This window comes from Streptomyces sp. NPDC031049, from assembly GCF_055571015.1.
The window spans coordinates 317,982-332,684 of record NZ_JBVIGC010000005.1; the positions used below are offsets into that span (position 1 = coordinate 317,982).

The following is a 14,703-nucleotide window of genomic DNA, read 5'->3' on the forward strand; positions in this document are numbered from 1 at the left end:
CCGGTGCGCGGTCCGTCGGCGGGAGCGCCGGCCGGGGGCGGGTCGCCCTGCCCGGGGTCGACGAGTTCGAGGCGGAGCCCGGAGAGCAGGGGTCCCTCCGCCGTGCCGGGCGCGCCCAGGGGGCTTCCGCGGGCCCCTCGGAGGCGGACTCGGTCGGCTGCCTGCCCCCGCGGGCGGCCTTCAGGGGCCCGTGGTCTCGTGGGGGCGATCTCCGCAAACCCCTTGACCTCAACCAAACTTCAGGTCCGAGGGTGGTGCGTGCACACGACGACCACCGACCCGTGGAGGCCGGCATGACCCGCCGTACCGACGCACACCCCGACCTCGTCCGCCCGGACGTCGCGGCGCCCTTCTTCAGCACCTGGGACGTCGGCACCCCCGAGCGCCAGCGGCAGACCGTCGAGGCGATCGCCCGGACCTGGGAGAGCCGCCCGTGGCCGGCCGGCGGACTGAAGAGCTACCACGTCTACACCGGGCACGACGGCAGGACGCTCATGCACCACTCCCAGTGGGCCGACGAGCAGGCCTACGAGGCCTTCGTCAAGACCCACCGCCAGGAGCGCAACGACGAGATCGACACCGCCGTGCCGGGCATCGAACGGCTGGGGCTCGACCGGTACCGGTACCACCGCGGCCACGGGCGGGCGGCCGGTGACGACCGGGCCCCGGGCCTGATCGTCACCGTGCGGATCGACTTCGAGCCGGAGGCGGCCGAGCGGCGCCCCGACTGGATCGACACCGTGCTCGAGGCGCTCGCCGACGACCGGGACAACCACCGCGACCTGATCGCCGCCCACTTCCATCTCAGCACCGACGGCGGTCACGTCCTCAACTACGCCGAATGGACGAGCGCCGAGGCCTACGACCGCGTCCTGAACGCGCCGCCGACCGCGTCCTGGGAGCGGGTCCGGGCGTTCCCCGGCATCAAGGGCACCACGCTCGGCCGTTACGACCACGCCCTCGGCCTGGTGCCCGACCGACCCGCTCCCGGTCACCCGGGACCCGCCGGCCGTGCTACGGGCGGAACCGCAGCACCTGCGGGTCGTGGTCGCTGATCTGGTCGTGGAACTCCGCGTTGATGTGCACGCTGTCGTAGGAGAAGCCCCCGCCGCGCCGGATCGACGGGCTGATCAGGATCTGGTCGAGGACCTGGCTGTTGCCCTGGTACACGTACGAGTACCGCTCGCTCCTCGGCAGTGACTTCACCGCCGACCACAGCGCGCCGCCGTCCTCCAGCAGCCGGGTCGTCGCGGAGAACTCGAAGTCGTTGATGTCGCCGAGGGCGATCACGTCCGCGTTCTTCTCGACGTCGAGTATCTCCTTGACGAAGGAGTTCACCGACTTCGCCTGGAGGTGGCGCTGCTCCTCGGAGCGGCGGGCCGGCGGCTGGTACTGGGAGGTCAGCGACTGGTCGCCGCCCTTGGAGGCGAAGTGGTTGGCGATCACGAAGACCGTCCGGCCGCGGAAGACGAACTCGCCGGCGAGCGGCTTGCGGCTGTCCTCCCACGCGGCGTCGGCCGGGTCCACGCGGCCGGGGGAGGCCGTCAGGGCCGCCTTGCCGTGGACCCGGGTCACCCCGGTGGCCGTGGTCGCGTCGCCGCCCGGACGGTCGGTGAAGGAGACCCGCTCCGGGTTGAACAGGAAGACGTTGCGGATGTTGCCGCCGGGCTGGCCGCCGTCGGTCTTGTCGGCCGGATCGATCCCGCGCCAGTCGTAGCGCGGACCGCCGGCCGCCGCGATCGCGTCGATCAGCTTGCCGACCGTCTCGTCCGCGGCCACCGTGCCGTCGTCCTTGGCGCCGCTGTTGTCCTGGATCTCCTCCAGGGACACGATGTCGGGCGAGGCCAGGTTGTCCACGATCGCGGCGGCGTGCGCGGCGAAGGTGCCGTCGGACGGGTCGAGGTTCTCCACGTTGTACGTGGCCACCGCCAGCTCGTCGCGCCGCTGGGCGCGGGTCGTCTCGCGCTCCAGGCCGCCGTCGCGCAGGGTGCCCAGCTCGTTGGCGACCAGCGTGTAACCGCCGTACTGGTTGAAGTCCAGCGGGCCGGCGGTGGTCCCGGCGAGGGTGTCGCCGACGTGCGCGTCGGGGAAGTCCGCGGCCCGGCCGAGCGACTGGATCTGGAGCCGGCCGGTGTTCTGGGAGTCGTAGGAGCCGTAGACGGTGCCGCCGCGGCGGTTGCGGTGCTCCCACGGCTTCACCGTCACCCACAGCTCGGTGTACGGGTCGGTGGCGCCGACCACGCGGGTGTTCGCGACCGCGACGTTCATGCCCTCCAGGGACTCGTAGTAGTCCAGGGCGTAGCTGCGCGGGCGCAGCGGCAGGTGGTTGATCGAGCCGCTCGCGGCCTCGTCCCCGGCGGGGGTGTAGGCGCGCGGGACCGACCAGGGGCGGATGGGCGTGGCGGCCGGGACCGGGTTGCCGCTGGAGACCACGGTCACCGTCGGGCGGGTGATCTCGGTCAGCGACTGGTTCCCGGAGGACGTGCCGCCCGGGACGTACTCGGTGACGGTGCCGGAGACGGTGACCGCGTCGCCGACGGCCACCCCCTTCGGAGTGGAACCGGTGTAGACGAAGACGCCCTCGCTGGTCGCGGGGTCGGCGTCCGGGGCCGGGTCCTGGATCCAGAAACCTCTGGAGGAGCCGTAGGTGCGCACGCCGGTGACGATTCCGGCCACGTCCGTGACCTGCTTCCCGGCGTACGGGGAGATCCGGGTCGTGCCCTGGATGTCGTGGACGCGCACGGAGTCGGCGTGCGCGGGGGAGGCGAGGACGACGCCGGACGCACAGGTGACGGCGGCGACGGTGAGCGCGGCGAGGCGCGTGGACGACTTGCTCGGCAAGGGAATCCCTCCGGGGACGTGACGAGGCGCCGGGACGAGGGCGGACGTCGACGCGACGTCCTGATGCGTGGGGCGCGAGGGGCCGCCGTGCCGTACGGGAAACTGAGTGAACACTTGTCCCCCCGCTTTCTACGCGCGTCAATCTCCTGTGTGTGCAGGTCCGTTGTCAAGGTTTCGGCCATGTACGGCGGCCGACGGGGAGATGAACCGGGCGGCATGGGTGGAAACCCGTCTAGGCTGAGCGGCTGAAGCCGTACGGCGCCCGGATGGCCGTACGGCGCTCAAGGCGTGTGCGAGGAGAATCAGCCGATGTCAGACAGCTCCACCCTGCCGCCGGTGCGGCTGCGCCCCGAAGCGGAGCTGGCCCGCGACGCCCTGTCCACCCCGCTGCTCGCCCGTGCCGCCCGGCTCGCCCGCTGGGCCGGGCCCGGCACCCGCGTCGACGCCGGCGGCGGCCTCGTGGAGGAGCAGCTGCCCGCGGCGGCCGAGGCGCTCGGCCTGACCGGCGAGGACGCCGCGGCCGGCGCGAGCGAGGCGTGGCGGGTCGCGGTGGACAGCGGCCTGGTGGAGATCGTGGACGAGGAGGAGGGCACCGTCACGGCGGGCGCGGACCTCGCCCTGCTCACCGGCGGCTCCCCGCAGGACGTGCTCGGCGTGTGGCTCGCCGCGCTGGAGACGGTCCTCGCCGACGCGAGCGTCCCCGACCTCGGCGGCCTGGTCGACGCGATCGCCGAGGGCGACGGCGAACTGGACCTGTCCTCCCTCGACTGGGACCCGGAGTCGGAGGCGGAGTTCCTCGACGGGGTGCTCGGCAACCTGTACCTGCTCACCGTCGGCGAGGACGCCCCCGGCGACAGCGCCGTGCCGCTGCCGGCGCTGGCCGCCTCCGTGCTCGTGCCCAGCGACATGGGGGAGCCCACCAACGACGTGCTGGAGCAGGTGTCCGACGCGATGATGCGGCTGGACGACCAGTTCCGGCTGCTGGAGCCGATCGGCCTCGTCGCCTACCAGCCGGTCGACGAGGCCCTGATGGCCGAGGCCGACGAGGAGCCCGGGGCGCCCGTCGACGACACCGACGTCTCCCGCTACGGCATGGTGCGGCTGACCCCGCTCGGCCTGTACGGGCTGCGGGCCCGCCTCCAGGAGGCCGGGTTCACGGCACCGGCGGTCGGCGACCTCGCCGACAAGGGCGCCGACGCGCTGCTCGACGGCACGGCCGGCTACCCGTCGGCGGCGGCCCACGCCGAGACCCGGCACTGGCTGGACGGCCGCGAGCCCCTCGCCGCCGCCCGGGACCTGCTGGCCGCGGCCCGCGGCGCGGACGCCGGTGCGCCGCTGCGGCGGCTGCGCTGTCAGCAGGCGCTGTCCCTGGTCGGCGCCGAGGCCGAGCCCGCGCTGCGGGAGGTCCTGGACGACGCCGAACTGGGCGGACTGGCCCGCGTCTGGCTCACCGAGCACGGCGCCACGGACGTCCCCGCCCCGCCCGAGGCCATGATCTTCTGGCTGACCATCGACACGGTGGCCGCACAGCTCGCCGCCGAGGGCAATTCCGAGGAGCTGCGCGCGCTCGTCGAGGGCCTGGCCCGGCAGCACAGCGGGTTCTTCGACACGGCCTGGCGCGTGGAGCATCCGGCCACCGCGGACGTCCTGGAGGCGATGGGCCGGCTGCACCCCGACAAGAAGATCGCGAAGGAGGCCCGCAAGGCGGCCTTCAAGGCCCGCTCCCAGCAAGGGAGTTGACGACGCCCGGGTGACGGGGCCGGACGGGGCGTCCGGCCGGGGGCGGTGGGATCGACGGCTCGGGGCCGGGGCGCGGTGGGACCGACGGCTGGAGGGGGGGGGCGGCTGGGCTCGTGTCCGGGGCGCGGTCGGGTGGACGGCCGGGGTGGTGACCGTGGTCGCCGGCGGTGGGGTCCGTGTGCGGGCGAGCGGATTCACGCAAGCGGGACCCGGGGCGTCGGCCGTCGTTCAACTGGTGTTCAGCGCGGGGCGGGACGGTGTCGCCGACCCCCGTGTCCGCCACCCTCCACGGCCCGCCCACCGTCACAGGAGAATCCATGTCGCTCACCCGCAGGGACTTCGCCAGACGATCCGCGCTCTCCGGCGCCGGCGTCGCACTGGCGGGCAGCGTCGGCGCCCTCGCCTCCGCGCCCCACGCACTGGCCTCCACGGACACCGAGAGCGTCGGCGAGGAGCGCGGGCACGGCGGCGGACCCGGCCATGACCACGGCGTCGGCTACGGACCCCTGCTCCCCGACCCGGACGGCATCCTCGCCCTTCCCGCCGGGTTCTCGTACCGCGTCCTGACCCACTGCGGCAGGACCCGGCTGGAGTCGGGCGAGTTCACCCCCGCCGAGCACGACGGCACCGCGGCGTTCGCCGGCCCGCGCGGCACCACCCTCCTGGTCAACAACCACGAGATGGACGGCCCCCGCTCCGAGCACGACCACCCCGTCCCGCTCGCCGAAGGCCTCGTCTACGACCCGGCCGCCCCCGGCGGCTGCACCGTCGTCGAGGTGCGCCCCGACGGCCGCGTCGCCGAGTGGGTGGGCATCGCCGGCACCGCCAACAACTGCGCGGGTGGCACGACCCCGTGGGGCACCTGGCTGACCTGCGAGGAGAACGCCGACCGGGCCGGTGAGAACGGCATGACCAAGGACCACGGCTACGTCTTCGAGGTCGACCCCGCCGACCGGCGTGCCAACCGCGACCCGAAACCGCTGAAGTTCTTCGGCCGCTTCGAGCACGAGGCCGTCGTCATCGACCCCCGGCGCGGCCACGCCTACCTCACCGAGGACGCCGACGAGCCCAACGGCCTGTTCTACCGCTGGACCCCGCCCCGCGGCTTCGCCTACGGCCACCGCCGGCTGCGCACCCTCGCCGACGACGCCGGCGTCCTCCAGGCGCCCCGCTGCTTCGACTCCGGCGGCCGGTACGTCGACGACCTCTCGCGGGCCACGCGGACCGGCACCGTCTACGGCGTCGACTGGATCGACGTGCCCGACCGGGACGCCCGGACGGTCGCCGTCCGCGAGCAGTTCGGCCCCGGCGAGGTCACCCGCGCCCGCAAGCTGGAGGGCATGTGGTGGGGCGACGGCGGCGCCTACCTCGTCTCCTCCTACGCCCGCGAGGAGGACAGCCCCGGCCGGCCGCACGACGGCCAGGTCTGGTTCTACGACCCCGGGCGCCGCACCCTCACCCTGAAGGTCCTCCTCGGCGTCAACCCCGACCCCGGCAAGGACGGCGCCTTCGACGGCCCGGACAACATCACCGTCTCCCCGTACGGCGGCCTGGTCATCGCCGAGGACGGCGACGGCGTCCAGCACCTGTTCGGCGCGACGGACTCCGGCCGCACCTACCCCATCGCCCGCAACGAACTGAACATCGGCACCGAGGAGGAGCCGGAGTACAGCGAGTTCACCGGCGTCACCTTCTCGCCCGACGGCCGCACCCTCTACGCCAACATCCAGGAACCCGGCATCCTGCTGGCCATCACCGGGCCCTGGAAGCGGCAGAAGCGGCGCTGACCGCGAGCGGCGTGCGGGGGCGCCCGGTCCCGTCCCGGCGCGCCCCCGGCCGGCCGTCCGCTACAGCGCCTGGGCGGCCGGCTTCACCATGCCGCGGACCGTGCGGGACTTGACGAAGTCGCCCATCGCGGTCATCTCCCACTCGCCGGAGAACTGGCGGATCAGCTTCGCCATCATCACTCCGGTCTGCGGCTCGGCGCTGGTGAGGTCGAAGCGGACCAGTTCCTCGCCGGTGGTGCCGTCCAGCAGGCGGCAGTAGGCCTTGGCGACCTCGGTGAACTTCTGGCCCGAGAAGGAGTTGACCGTGAAGACCAGGCCCGTGACCTCCTGCGGGAGCCGGCCCAGGTCGACCGTGATCACCTCGTCGTCGCCGCCGCCCTCACCGGTGAGGTTGTCACCGGAGTGGCGGATGGCGCCGCCGACGATCTGGAGCTTGCCGAAGTAGCAGCTGTCGATGTGGTTGCGCTGCGGGCCGTAGGCGATGACCGAGGCGTCCAGGTCGATGTCCTTGCCGCGGTAGGCAGGCTCCCAGCCGAGGCCCATCTTGACCGAGGACAGGACCGGGCGGCCGCCCTTGACCAGGGAGACCGTCTGGTTCTTCTGGAGGCTGACCCGGCCCTTGTCCAGGTTGATCTTTCCGGCGCCCGGGGCGGGGGCCGGCGGGGCGGCGGGGGGTGCCGCCTGGGAGGCGGGGGCCGTGACCGGCGGGGCCGGCTGCGGGGGAGCGGCCGGCGGCGGAGGGGCCACCGGCTGGGCTGCGGCGGCCGGCTGGGCCGGGGCGGCCGGTTCCTCCTCCACCGAGACGCCGAAGTCCGTGGCGATGCCGGCCAGGCCGTTGGCGTAGCCCTGGCCTACCGCGCGGGCCTTCCAGGCGCCGTTGCGGAGGTAGATCTCCACGATCACCAGGGCGGTCTCGGTGCCGAGCTGCGGGGGCGTGAAGGTGGACAGGACGGTGTCGTCGTCCGCGTTGCGGATGGTGGCGGTGGGTTCGATGCCCTGGAAGGTCTGGCCGGCGGCGTCCGGGCTGGCGGTGACGACGATCTTCTCGATGCCGGGCGGGACGGCGGTGGTGTCGACCGTGATCGCGTCCGGGGCCGTGCCGCCGCCCGAGCGGTAGGTCACGCCTGGGCCCGTGGGCTGGTTGTAGAAGATGAAGTCGTCGTCGGAGCGCACCTTGCCGTCGGCGGTGAGCAGCAGGCCCGATACGTCTAGCCGCACAGGGGCGGTGACGTCCACCGTCACGCGGGCGGCGGAGAGAGGGATGTTCGAGCCGGGGGTCATAGCTGTCATGCCCGATGAACGAGCGAGGGCGTTTTACCGTTCCCTTACCCGGGGGCCATTCGGGCGGCTGCGGGTCCGCGCTCGCCGGACGGGCCCGGCACGACCGCGCCGGGCGGGGGTCTATGCTCGCCGCGTGGGCGACATCGTGGTGCGGCGCGACGGCTGCGGGCCCGAGGTTCTGCTGGTGCACGGCGGGGCCGGCCCCCGGACGACCTGGGGCGCCCTGGCCCCGCTGGCGGACCGGTGGACGCTGGCCCGTGTCCACCGCCGTGGCTACCCGCCGAGCCCGCCGCCGCGGAAGGGCCAGGACTTCGAGGTGGACGCCCGGGACCTGGTCCCGCTGCTGCGCGGCCGCCCGCACGTCGTCGCCCACTCCTACGGCGCCCTCGGCGCGTTGCTCGCGGCAACCGCCGCGCCGGGCGGCGTCCGCTCGCTCACGCTGGTCGAGCCGCCGCTCCACCACCTTGTCCGCGACGATCCCGAGGTGGCGCGGCTGGGGCGCATCAGCGACGCGGTGCTCACCCACGGGCTGGACACCGACCCGGCCGAGCTGCGCGAGTTCCTCCGGCTGGCGGGCGCGCCGGTCGGCGACGGCCCGCTCCCCGCGAGCGTGGTCGCCGGCGTACGGCGCGCCCACGGTGGCCGGCCGACGGCTCAGGCGCGCCCGCGGCTCGACGCCGTCCGCGCGGCCGGGGTCCCGGTGCTCGTCGCGTCCGGGGGCCACTCGCCGGCGCTCGAGCGGATCTGCGACGCGGTGGCGGCCGCGCTCGGCGCCGAGCGGCGCGTGCGACCGGGCGCCGGCCACTTCGTGGCGGCGGCACCGGGCTTCGCCGAGGACCTGGAAGCCTTCCTCCTGGGCGCGCAGGCCGCACCCTGAGCCCGGTCCAGAGCGCTCCCCGCCCTACGGCGCCACCACGATCTTCCTGCCCACCCCCGCCGCGAACTGGGCCAGGGCCTTCGGGTAGCGGTCCAGGGGGATGCGGTCGCTGATGAAGACGTCCGGGTCCAGGACGCCCCCGGCGAAGAGTTCCGCAGCGCGCTCGTAGCTGTGCAGGACCGCCATCGAACCCGTGATGGTGATCTCCTGGTTGTAGATGCGATAGGGATCGACGGTCACGCGCGTCGCGTAGTCGGCGACCCCGAACTGGAGGAACGTGCCGGCCTTGGCGACGCGGTCCAGGCCGTCCTGGATCGCCGCGGCGTTCCCCGTCGCGTCGATGACCACGTCCCAGCCCTGCGGTCGGTCCAGTTCGTCGGCGTTCGCCGCCGCCGCGGAGACGCCGAGCGTGCGGGCCGTCTCCAGACGGGCCGGGTTGACGTCGACCACGTCCACGGTCGAGGCGCCGGTGCGCTTGGCGAGCTCCAGCATCATCAGGCCCATGGTGCCGGAGCCGTAGATCAGGACGTGGGCGCCGAGGCGGGAGCGCAGGACGTCGTAGCCGCGGACGGCGCAGGACAGGGGCTCGATCAGGGCCGCGTCCTGGGTACGGACGTGCTCGGGCAGCTTGACGCAGTTGGCCACCGGGGCGAGCGCGTACCGTGCCGCGCCGCCGGCCGTCGTCACGCCGATCGCCGCCCAGCGCTCGCACAGGTTGTTGTGGCCGGTGCGGCAGTAGCGGCATTCGTAGCAGTACAGGGAGGGGTCCACCGCCACCTGGTCGCCGACCGCGACCTCGGTGACCTGCGCGCCGACGCCGACGACCTCGCCCGCGAACTCGTGGCCCGGGACGATGGGCAGCTTCGGGGCGAACTCGCCCTGGAGGATGTGCAGGTCGGTGCCGCACAGGCCGCAGGCGGCGACCTCCACGACGACCTCGCGCGGCCCTGGCGTCGGGTCCGGGACCTCGGTGACGACGGCGCGGCCCACGGACTCGATGACGGCGGCCTTCATTTCACGGCTCCCAACGACAGGCCCTGGACCAGTTTGTCCTGGGCGGCGAACCCCGCGGCGAGCACCGGCAGGGAGATGACGAGCGACGCGGCGCACACCTTGGCCAGGAACAGACCCTGGCTGGTGATGAAGCCGGTCAGGAAGACGGGTGCGGTCTCGGCCACCACTCCCGTGAGCACCCGGGCGAACAGCAGCTCGTTCCAGCTGAAGATGAAGCAGATCAACGACGTCGCCGCGATGCCCGGCAGGGCGATCGGGGCGACCACCCGCCACAGCACGGTCGGCAGGCGGGCGCCGTCCACGCGGGCCGCCTCGATCACCGCCACCGGGACCTCGGCCAGGAAGGACTGCATCATCCAGACGGCGATCGGCAGGTTCATCGAGGTGTAGAGCAGGACCAGGAGCCAGATGTTGTCCAGCAGGTCCGTGTTCCGGGCGAACAGGTAGATCGGCAGCAGACCCGCCACGACCGGCAGCATCTTCGTCGACAGGAAGAAGAACAGGACGTCCGTCCACCGCTTCACCGGCCGGATCGACAGCGCGTACGCCGCCGGGAGGGCCAGGACGAGCACGAGTGCCGTCGACGCGGTCGAGGCCACCGCCGAGTTGATCAGGGACGGCCAGGGGCTGGCGCCGCCGTCCGCGCCGAAGAACTCGCGGTAGCCGTCCAGTGTCAGGGAGGCGGCGAAGGCCGGCGGGTTGGTCGCCGCGTCCTCCTCCGAGTGGAAGGAGGTCAGCGCCATCCAGGCGATGGGCAGGAAGAACGCGACGCCGAGCAGCCAGGCCAGCAGACCCAGGCCCACACCTCGCTTGCGGCGCACTCGTACGGCCACGGTGCTCATGCGCGGGACACCTCCTCGCGGAACAGGGACGACACCACGCGCAGCGCGAAGGTCGCGATGACGATCGAGCCGATGACGACCAGCACGCCCGCGGCCGAGGCGAGGCCGTTCTCATGGGCCTGGTAGAAGGTCTGGTACACGGTGTAGGGGAGGTTGGCGGTGCCGAGGCCGCCGGACGTGATCGTGAAGACCGCGTCGAAGTTCTGCACGATGTAGATCGAGCCCAGCAGGGCGCCGAGTTCGAGATAGCGGCGCAGGTGCGGCAGGGTGAGGTGGACGAAGATCTGCCAGTCGCTCGCGCCGTCCACCCGCGCCGCCTCGATCTGCTGCTGGTCCCGGCTCTGCAGCCCGGCCAGCAGGATGAGCATCATGAACGGCGTCCACTGCCACACCAGGGCGGCCTCGACCGCCAGCAGTGGGGTGCCCGAGATCCAGTCGGGCTGGGGGCCGCCCACGTAGTGCAGCAGACCGTTGAAGAGCCCGTACTCGGGGTTGTAGAGCACGTGCTTCCACAGCAGGGCCGCCGCCACCGGCACCACCAGGAACGGGGCGATCAGCAGGGTGCGGACCACGCCCCGGCCCTTGAACCGCCGGTCCAGCAGCAGCGCCAGCAGCAGGCCGAGGACCAGGCTGGCCAGGACCACCGCCACCGTCAGCAGGATCGTCGTCCACACCGACCGGCGCAGGTCGGGGTCGGAGAGGACCTCGCCGTAGTTGGCGAAGCCGGCGAAGCGGCGGGCGTCGGGGTAGAGCGAGTTCCAGTCGAAGAAGGAGATCACCAGCGTGGCCACGAACGGCAGCTGGGTGATCACGATCATGAAGATCAGGGCGGGCAGCAGCGGGGCGCGCGTGGCCCAGCCGCGCAGGCGGCGGGAGGCCGGGCGGGCCGGCGGGCGGACGTCGGGTGCGGCCACGGGGGCCGTGGTCGTGGCGGTCATCGTCCCTCGTACTCCTCGGAGATCTTCTCGGCGAGCCGCTGGGACTTGGCCAGGGCCGACTCGACGGACTGGCGCCCGGCGACGGCGGCGCTGATCTCCTGGGAGACCTGGGTGCCGAGGTCGGTGAACTCGGGGATGCCGACGAACTGGATGCCGGGCGCGGGGCGCGGCTGGACGCCGGGGTCGTTCGGGCGGGCGCTCTCGATGGCCTCGCGGGTCATCTCCTGGAAGGCGGCGGCCTCCTCGCGGTAGGCCGGGTTCTCGTACGTGGAGGCCCGCTTGCCGGCCGGTACGTTCGACCAGCCGATCTGCTCGCCCACCAGCTCCTCGTACTCCTTGCCCGACGCCCAGGAGACGAACTTCCAGGCCTTGTCGGGGTTGCGGGAGGCCTTCTGGATGCCCCAGGCCCAGGTGTAGAGCCAGCCGGAGGACTCGGTCCGCTCCACGGGGGCGGGGGCGTAGCCGATCTTTCCCTTGACGGGGGAGTTCGCCGACTCCAGGGACCCGGCGGCGGACGTGGCGTCGTACCACATGGCGACCTTGCCCTGGGTCATGTTGTTCAGGCACTCCGCGAAGCCCGACTGGGCGGCGCCGGACTGGCCGTGCTCGCGGACCAGGTCGACATAGAACTTCGTCGCCTTCTTCCACTCGGGGGAGTCGAGCCGGGCGTTCCAGTCCTCGTCGAACCAGGTGCCGCCGAAGGTGTTGACGACCGTCGTCAGCGGAGCCATCAGTTCGCCCCAGCCGGGCAGCCCGCGCAGGCAGATGCCGCTCATGCCGGGCTCGGCGCCGTCGACCCGCTCGGCGAGGCCGGCGACCTCGGTCCAGGTGGGGTGCTCGGGCATGGTGAGGCCCTCGCGCTCGAACACGTCCTTGCGGTACATCAGGAAGGACGACTCGCCGTAGAAGGGCTGGCCGTAGAGCTTGCCGTCGTCGCCGGTGAGGGACTCGCGCATCGGTTTCAGCACGTCCTGCTGGTCGTAGGCCGGGTCCTCGGCGACGTAGGAGTCCATCTCGTGCAGCCAGTCGTTGCGGGCGTAGATGGGTATCTCGTAGTTGGACAGGGTCGCGACGTCGTACTGGCCCGCCTGGTTGGCGAAGTCCTGGCTGATCTTGTCGCGGACGTCGTTCTCGGGCAGGACGGTGAAGTTCACCTCGATGCCGGTCTCCGCCGTGAAGTGCTCGGCGGTGAGCTTCTGCAACTCGGTCATCTGGGGGTTGTTGACCATCAGCACGTTGATGGCGTCGCCGCCGGATCCCGCCCCGCCGGCCCCGACCCAGCAGCCGGAGAGCAGCGGGGCGAGCAGCGTCCCTGCGGCGGCCGCGGCGAGCGTGGCTCGCGGCCTCCGTCGGCTCGGGGTTCGCATGGATCGCTCCTGGAGATGAGGGGGAGGGGAGACAGAGGGAGGGGGAGAGGTCGTGACTTATGGGGAAACAAGGGGTGTTCGCGGGCGTACGGGGCCCCTGGAGGGGCGGGGCCGGGGTTCTCAGACCCGGATGACCTGCGGGCCCAGCAGGGAGTAGCGGTGGGCCTCGGCGGCCGGCAGCCGGGTGCTGGTGACGATCGCCTCGAGGGCGCCGACCTCGGCGAACCGGCAGAAGCTGACGGCGCCGAACTTGGTGTGCACGCCCGCGAACACGGTGCGGCGCGCGGCCCGGATCGCCTGGGCCTTGACCTCGCTGACCGCCGGGTCGGGCGTGGTCAGACCGTGCTCGCGGGAGATGCCGTTGGCGCCGATGTAGGCGAGGTCGACGACGAAGCCGGCCAGCATCTTCGTCGTCCAGTGGTCGACGGTGGCGAGCGTGCCCGAGCGGACCCGGCCGCCGAGCAGCAGGACGCAGACGTCACCGGACTCGGCGAGCGCGCCCGCGACCGGCAGGGAGGCGGTGACCACGGTCAGCTGACGGTCCCGGGGGAGCGCCTCGGCGATGAGCTGGGGGGTGAAGCCCTCGTCGACGAAGACCGTCTCGGCGTCGCCGAGCAGGTCGGCCGCCGCGGCGGCGATCCGGCGCTTGGCGGGCACATGGCTGGTGGCGCGGAAGGCGAGCGTCGTCTCGAACCCGGCGCTCTCCACGGGGTAGGCGCCGCCGTGGGTGCGGCGGACCAGCCCGTGGTCCTCCAGGGCGCGCAGATCACGCCGTACGGTCTCCCGGGCCACGCCCAGATCGGCCGCGAGCGCGGTGACGTCGACCGATCCGGTGGCGCGCGCGAGCCGCACGATCTCCCGCTGGCGATCTTCCGCCGTCCTCGGTCCCATCGCCTGCACCTGCCTTCCGCGTGCGTGCCCGTTCGGGCCCGGCGCGGGCCCTGGGGGAATTTCTACAGCGGGGGTGCGGCACTGACCAGGTCTGTTGCCGGGGTGATGGTGCCCGTTTGGGCCCGTTCCGGTCGGCCGGTGACCGCCGCGGACCTGGGGCGCGGCGGGGCGGGGCGTTCGTTCGGGCACTGCTGGTGCCCGAACAGGGGTGCGGACGGGCCCGTTTGCTGCCCGTCCGCCGTCGTGCGGGACGAGTTTCGGTCAGTACGGCCAGATCGGCGGGTCGGTCACGAAGTGGCCGCCGAGACAGGCCTGTGCCGGGTCGTCCGGGTCCAGCTCGCCCTGTTCGGCGACGAGCTTGGCGGCGAACTCCTCGGAGTCGTCCTGCGGTTCGTAGCCGAGCGCCCGCGCGGAGCCGAGGTCCCACCACAGCCGGGTGTTGGCGGAGGAGCCGTAGACGACGGTGTGGCCGACGTTCCCGGCGGTCAGCGCGGCGTGGAAGAGGCGGGCGCCGTCGCCGGGGCTCATCCAGACCGAGAGCATGCGCACGCTGGTCGGCTCGGGGAAGCAGGAGCCGATGCGGACGGAGACGGTCTCCAGGCCGTGTTTGTCCCAGTAGAACTGGGCGAGGTCCTCGCCGAAGGACTTGGACAGGCCGTAGAAGGTGTCGGGGCGGCGCGGGGTGTCGACCGGGATGAGCGGGCCGCCGTCCCGGGGGCGGGGGGTGTAGCCGACGGCGTGGTTGGAGGAGGCGAAGACGACGCGGCCGACGCCTTCCTCGCGGGCGGCCTCGTAGAGGTGGTAGGTGCCCTCGATGTTCGCCTTGAGGATCTTCTCGAAGGGGGCTTCCAGGGAGATGCCCGCGAGGTGGATGATCGCGTCGACGCCCCGGACCGCCTCGCGCACGGCGGCCCGGTCGGCGAGGTCGGCGGTGATCGCGTCCGGTTCGCCCTCGATCGGGCGCACGTCGAACAGGCGCAGCTCGTAGCCGAAGGCGGGGAGCAGGTTCCGCATCAGGCCACCGAGACCGCCTGCGGCGCCGGTGAGCAGAACGGTGCGGGGAGCGGGCATCCTCGGGGTCTCCTTGACTCGCCGGCCGTGCGACTGTCCGGGCGCACGGCCATG

12 protein-coding genes are annotated in these 14,703 nt (G+C 72.9%); 4 read left to right on the forward strand and 8 right to left on the reverse strand.

Annotation, left to right across the window (positions count from 1 at the left end):
* The first annotated feature begins 293 nt into the window (after nucleotides 1-293).
* Nucleotides 294-1,055: an antibiotic biosynthesis monooxygenase gene (locus ACZ45Q_RS11330; RefSeq protein ID WP_468258280.1), complete on the forward strand. Its 762-nt coding sequence runs from the start codon at nucleotides 294-296 to the stop codon at nucleotides 1,053-1,055.
* Here ACZ45Q_RS11330 and ACZ45Q_RS11335 read toward each other — a convergent pair.
* Nucleotides 1,015-2,841 (reverse strand): endonuclease/exonuclease/phosphatase family protein, encoded by a 1,827-nt coding sequence (locus ACZ45Q_RS11335; protein WP_468258282.1) that lies wholly within the window; start codon nucleotides 2,839-2,841, stop codon nucleotides 1,015-1,017. The genes ACZ45Q_RS11330 and ACZ45Q_RS11335 overlap by 41 nt on opposite strands.
* Before the next feature lie 309 nt (nucleotides 2,842-3,150).
* Here ACZ45Q_RS11335 and ACZ45Q_RS11340 point away from each other — a divergent pair, with 309 nt between their 5' ends.
* A complete protein-coding gene (locus tag ACZ45Q_RS11340; protein ID WP_468258285.1) occupies nucleotides 3,151-4,581 on the forward strand; it encodes a hypothetical protein in 1,431 nt (476 codons plus the stop codon).
* A 317-nt stretch (nucleotides 4,582-4,898) separates the two neighbouring features.
* Nucleotides 4,899-6,368, forward strand: coding sequence for an alkaline phosphatase PhoX (locus ACZ45Q_RS11345; RefSeq protein ID WP_468258288.1), 1,470 nt, complete (start codon nucleotides 4,899-4,901; stop codon nucleotides 6,366-6,368).
* Nucleotides 6,369-6,428: 60 nt separating this feature from the next.
* Here the strand turns inward: ACZ45Q_RS11345 and ACZ45Q_RS11350 are convergent, their stop codons facing one another.
* Nucleotides 6,429-7,649: a TerD family protein gene (locus ACZ45Q_RS11350; protein ID WP_468258598.1), complete on the reverse strand. Its 1,221-nt coding sequence runs from the start codon at nucleotides 7,647-7,649 to the stop codon at nucleotides 6,429-6,431.
* A 133-nt stretch (nucleotides 7,650-7,782) separates the two neighbouring features.
* Here ACZ45Q_RS11350 and ACZ45Q_RS11355 point away from each other — a divergent pair, with 133 nt between their 5' ends.
* Nucleotides 7,783-8,526, forward strand: a complete 744-nt coding sequence (locus ACZ45Q_RS11355) for an alpha/beta fold hydrolase (protein ID WP_468258290.1) — start codon at nucleotides 7,783-7,785, stop codon at nucleotides 8,524-8,526.
* Between the two features lie 24 nt (nucleotides 8,527-8,550).
* On the opposite strand, the gene ACZ45Q_RS11360 is transcribed toward ACZ45Q_RS11355, so the two are convergent.
* From ACZ45Q_RS11360 to ACZ45Q_RS11385, 6 genes are all read right to left on the reverse strand, one after another.
* The gene (locus ACZ45Q_RS11360; RefSeq protein WP_468258292.1) at nucleotides 8,551-9,540 is read right to left on the reverse strand and encodes a zinc-dependent alcohol dehydrogenase family protein; all 990 of its coding nucleotides are present in this window, start codon (nucleotides 9,538-9,540) and stop codon (nucleotides 8,551-8,553) included.
* Nucleotides 9,537-10,382 carry a carbohydrate ABC transporter permease gene (locus ACZ45Q_RS11365; protein ID WP_468258295.1) on the reverse strand — a complete coding sequence of 282 codons (846 nt, stop codon included), beginning with the start codon at nucleotides 10,380-10,382 and terminating at the stop codon, nucleotides 9,537-9,539. The genes ACZ45Q_RS11360 and ACZ45Q_RS11365 overlap by 4 nt, the downstream gene beginning before the upstream one ends.
* Nucleotides 10,379-11,320, reverse strand: a complete 942-nt coding sequence (locus ACZ45Q_RS11370) for a carbohydrate ABC transporter permease (RefSeq protein ID WP_468258298.1) — start codon at nucleotides 11,318-11,320, stop codon at nucleotides 10,379-10,381. The genes ACZ45Q_RS11365 and ACZ45Q_RS11370 overlap by 4 nt, the downstream gene beginning before the upstream one ends.
* Nucleotides 11,317-12,687 carry an ABC transporter substrate-binding protein gene (locus ACZ45Q_RS11375; RefSeq protein ID WP_468258300.1) on the reverse strand — a complete coding sequence of 457 codons (1,371 nt, stop codon included), beginning with the start codon at nucleotides 12,685-12,687 and terminating at the stop codon, nucleotides 11,317-11,319. Before ACZ45Q_RS11375 ends, ACZ45Q_RS11370 begins: the two co-directional genes overlap by 4 nt.
* 120 nt (nucleotides 12,688-12,807) lie before the next feature.
* Nucleotides 12,808-13,578, reverse strand: coding sequence for a DeoR/GlpR family DNA-binding transcription regulator (locus ACZ45Q_RS11380; protein WP_468258302.1), 771 nt, complete (start codon nucleotides 13,576-13,578; stop codon nucleotides 12,808-12,810).
* A 261-nt stretch (nucleotides 13,579-13,839) separates the two neighbouring features.
* Nucleotides 13,840-14,649: an NAD-dependent epimerase/dehydratase family protein gene (locus tag ACZ45Q_RS11385; protein ID WP_468258305.1), complete on the reverse strand. Its 810-nt coding sequence runs from the start codon at nucleotides 14,647-14,649 to the stop codon at nucleotides 13,840-13,842.
* Nucleotides 14,650-14,703: the final 54 nt, after the last annotated feature.

Bases quoted from the DNA above. Each gene is read 5' to 3' on its own strand.
- ACZ45Q_RS11330 (WP_468258280.1), top strand. From the start codon at position 294: ATGACCCGCCGTACCGACGCACACCCCGACCTCGTCCGCCCGGACGTC.
- ACZ45Q_RS11340 (WP_468258285.1), top strand. From the start codon at position 3,151: ATGTCAGACAGCTCCACCCTGCCGCCGGTGCGGCTGCGCCCCGAAGCG.
- ACZ45Q_RS11345 (WP_468258288.1), top strand. From the start codon at position 4,899: ATGTCGCTCACCCGCAGGGACTTCGCCAGACGATCCGCGCTCTCCGGC.
- ACZ45Q_RS11350 (WP_468258598.1), bottom strand. From the start codon at position 7,649: ATGACCCCCGGCTCGAACATCCCTCTCTCCGCCGCCCGCGTGACGGTG.
- ACZ45Q_RS11360 (WP_468258292.1), bottom strand. From the start codon at position 9,540: ATGAAGGCCGCCGTCATCGAGTCCGTGGGCCGCGCCGTCGTCACCGAG.
- ACZ45Q_RS11365 (WP_468258295.1), bottom strand. From the start codon at position 10,382: ATGAGCACCGTGGCCGTACGAGTGCGCCGCAAGCGAGGTGTGGGCCTG.
- ACZ45Q_RS11370 (WP_468258298.1), bottom strand. From the start codon at position 11,320: ATGACCGCCACGACCACGGCCCCCGTGGCCGCACCCGACGTCCGCCCG.
- ACZ45Q_RS11375 (WP_468258300.1), bottom strand. From the start codon at position 12,687: ATGCGAACCCCGAGCCGACGGAGGCCGCGAGCCACGCTCGCCGCGGCC.
- ACZ45Q_RS11380 (WP_468258302.1), bottom strand. From the start codon at position 13,578: ATGGGACCGAGGACGGCGGAAGATCGCCAGCGGGAGATCGTGCGGCTC.
- ACZ45Q_RS11385 (WP_468258305.1), bottom strand. From the start codon at position 14,649: ATGCCCGCTCCCCGCACCGTTCTGCTCACCGGCGCCGCAGGCGGTCTC.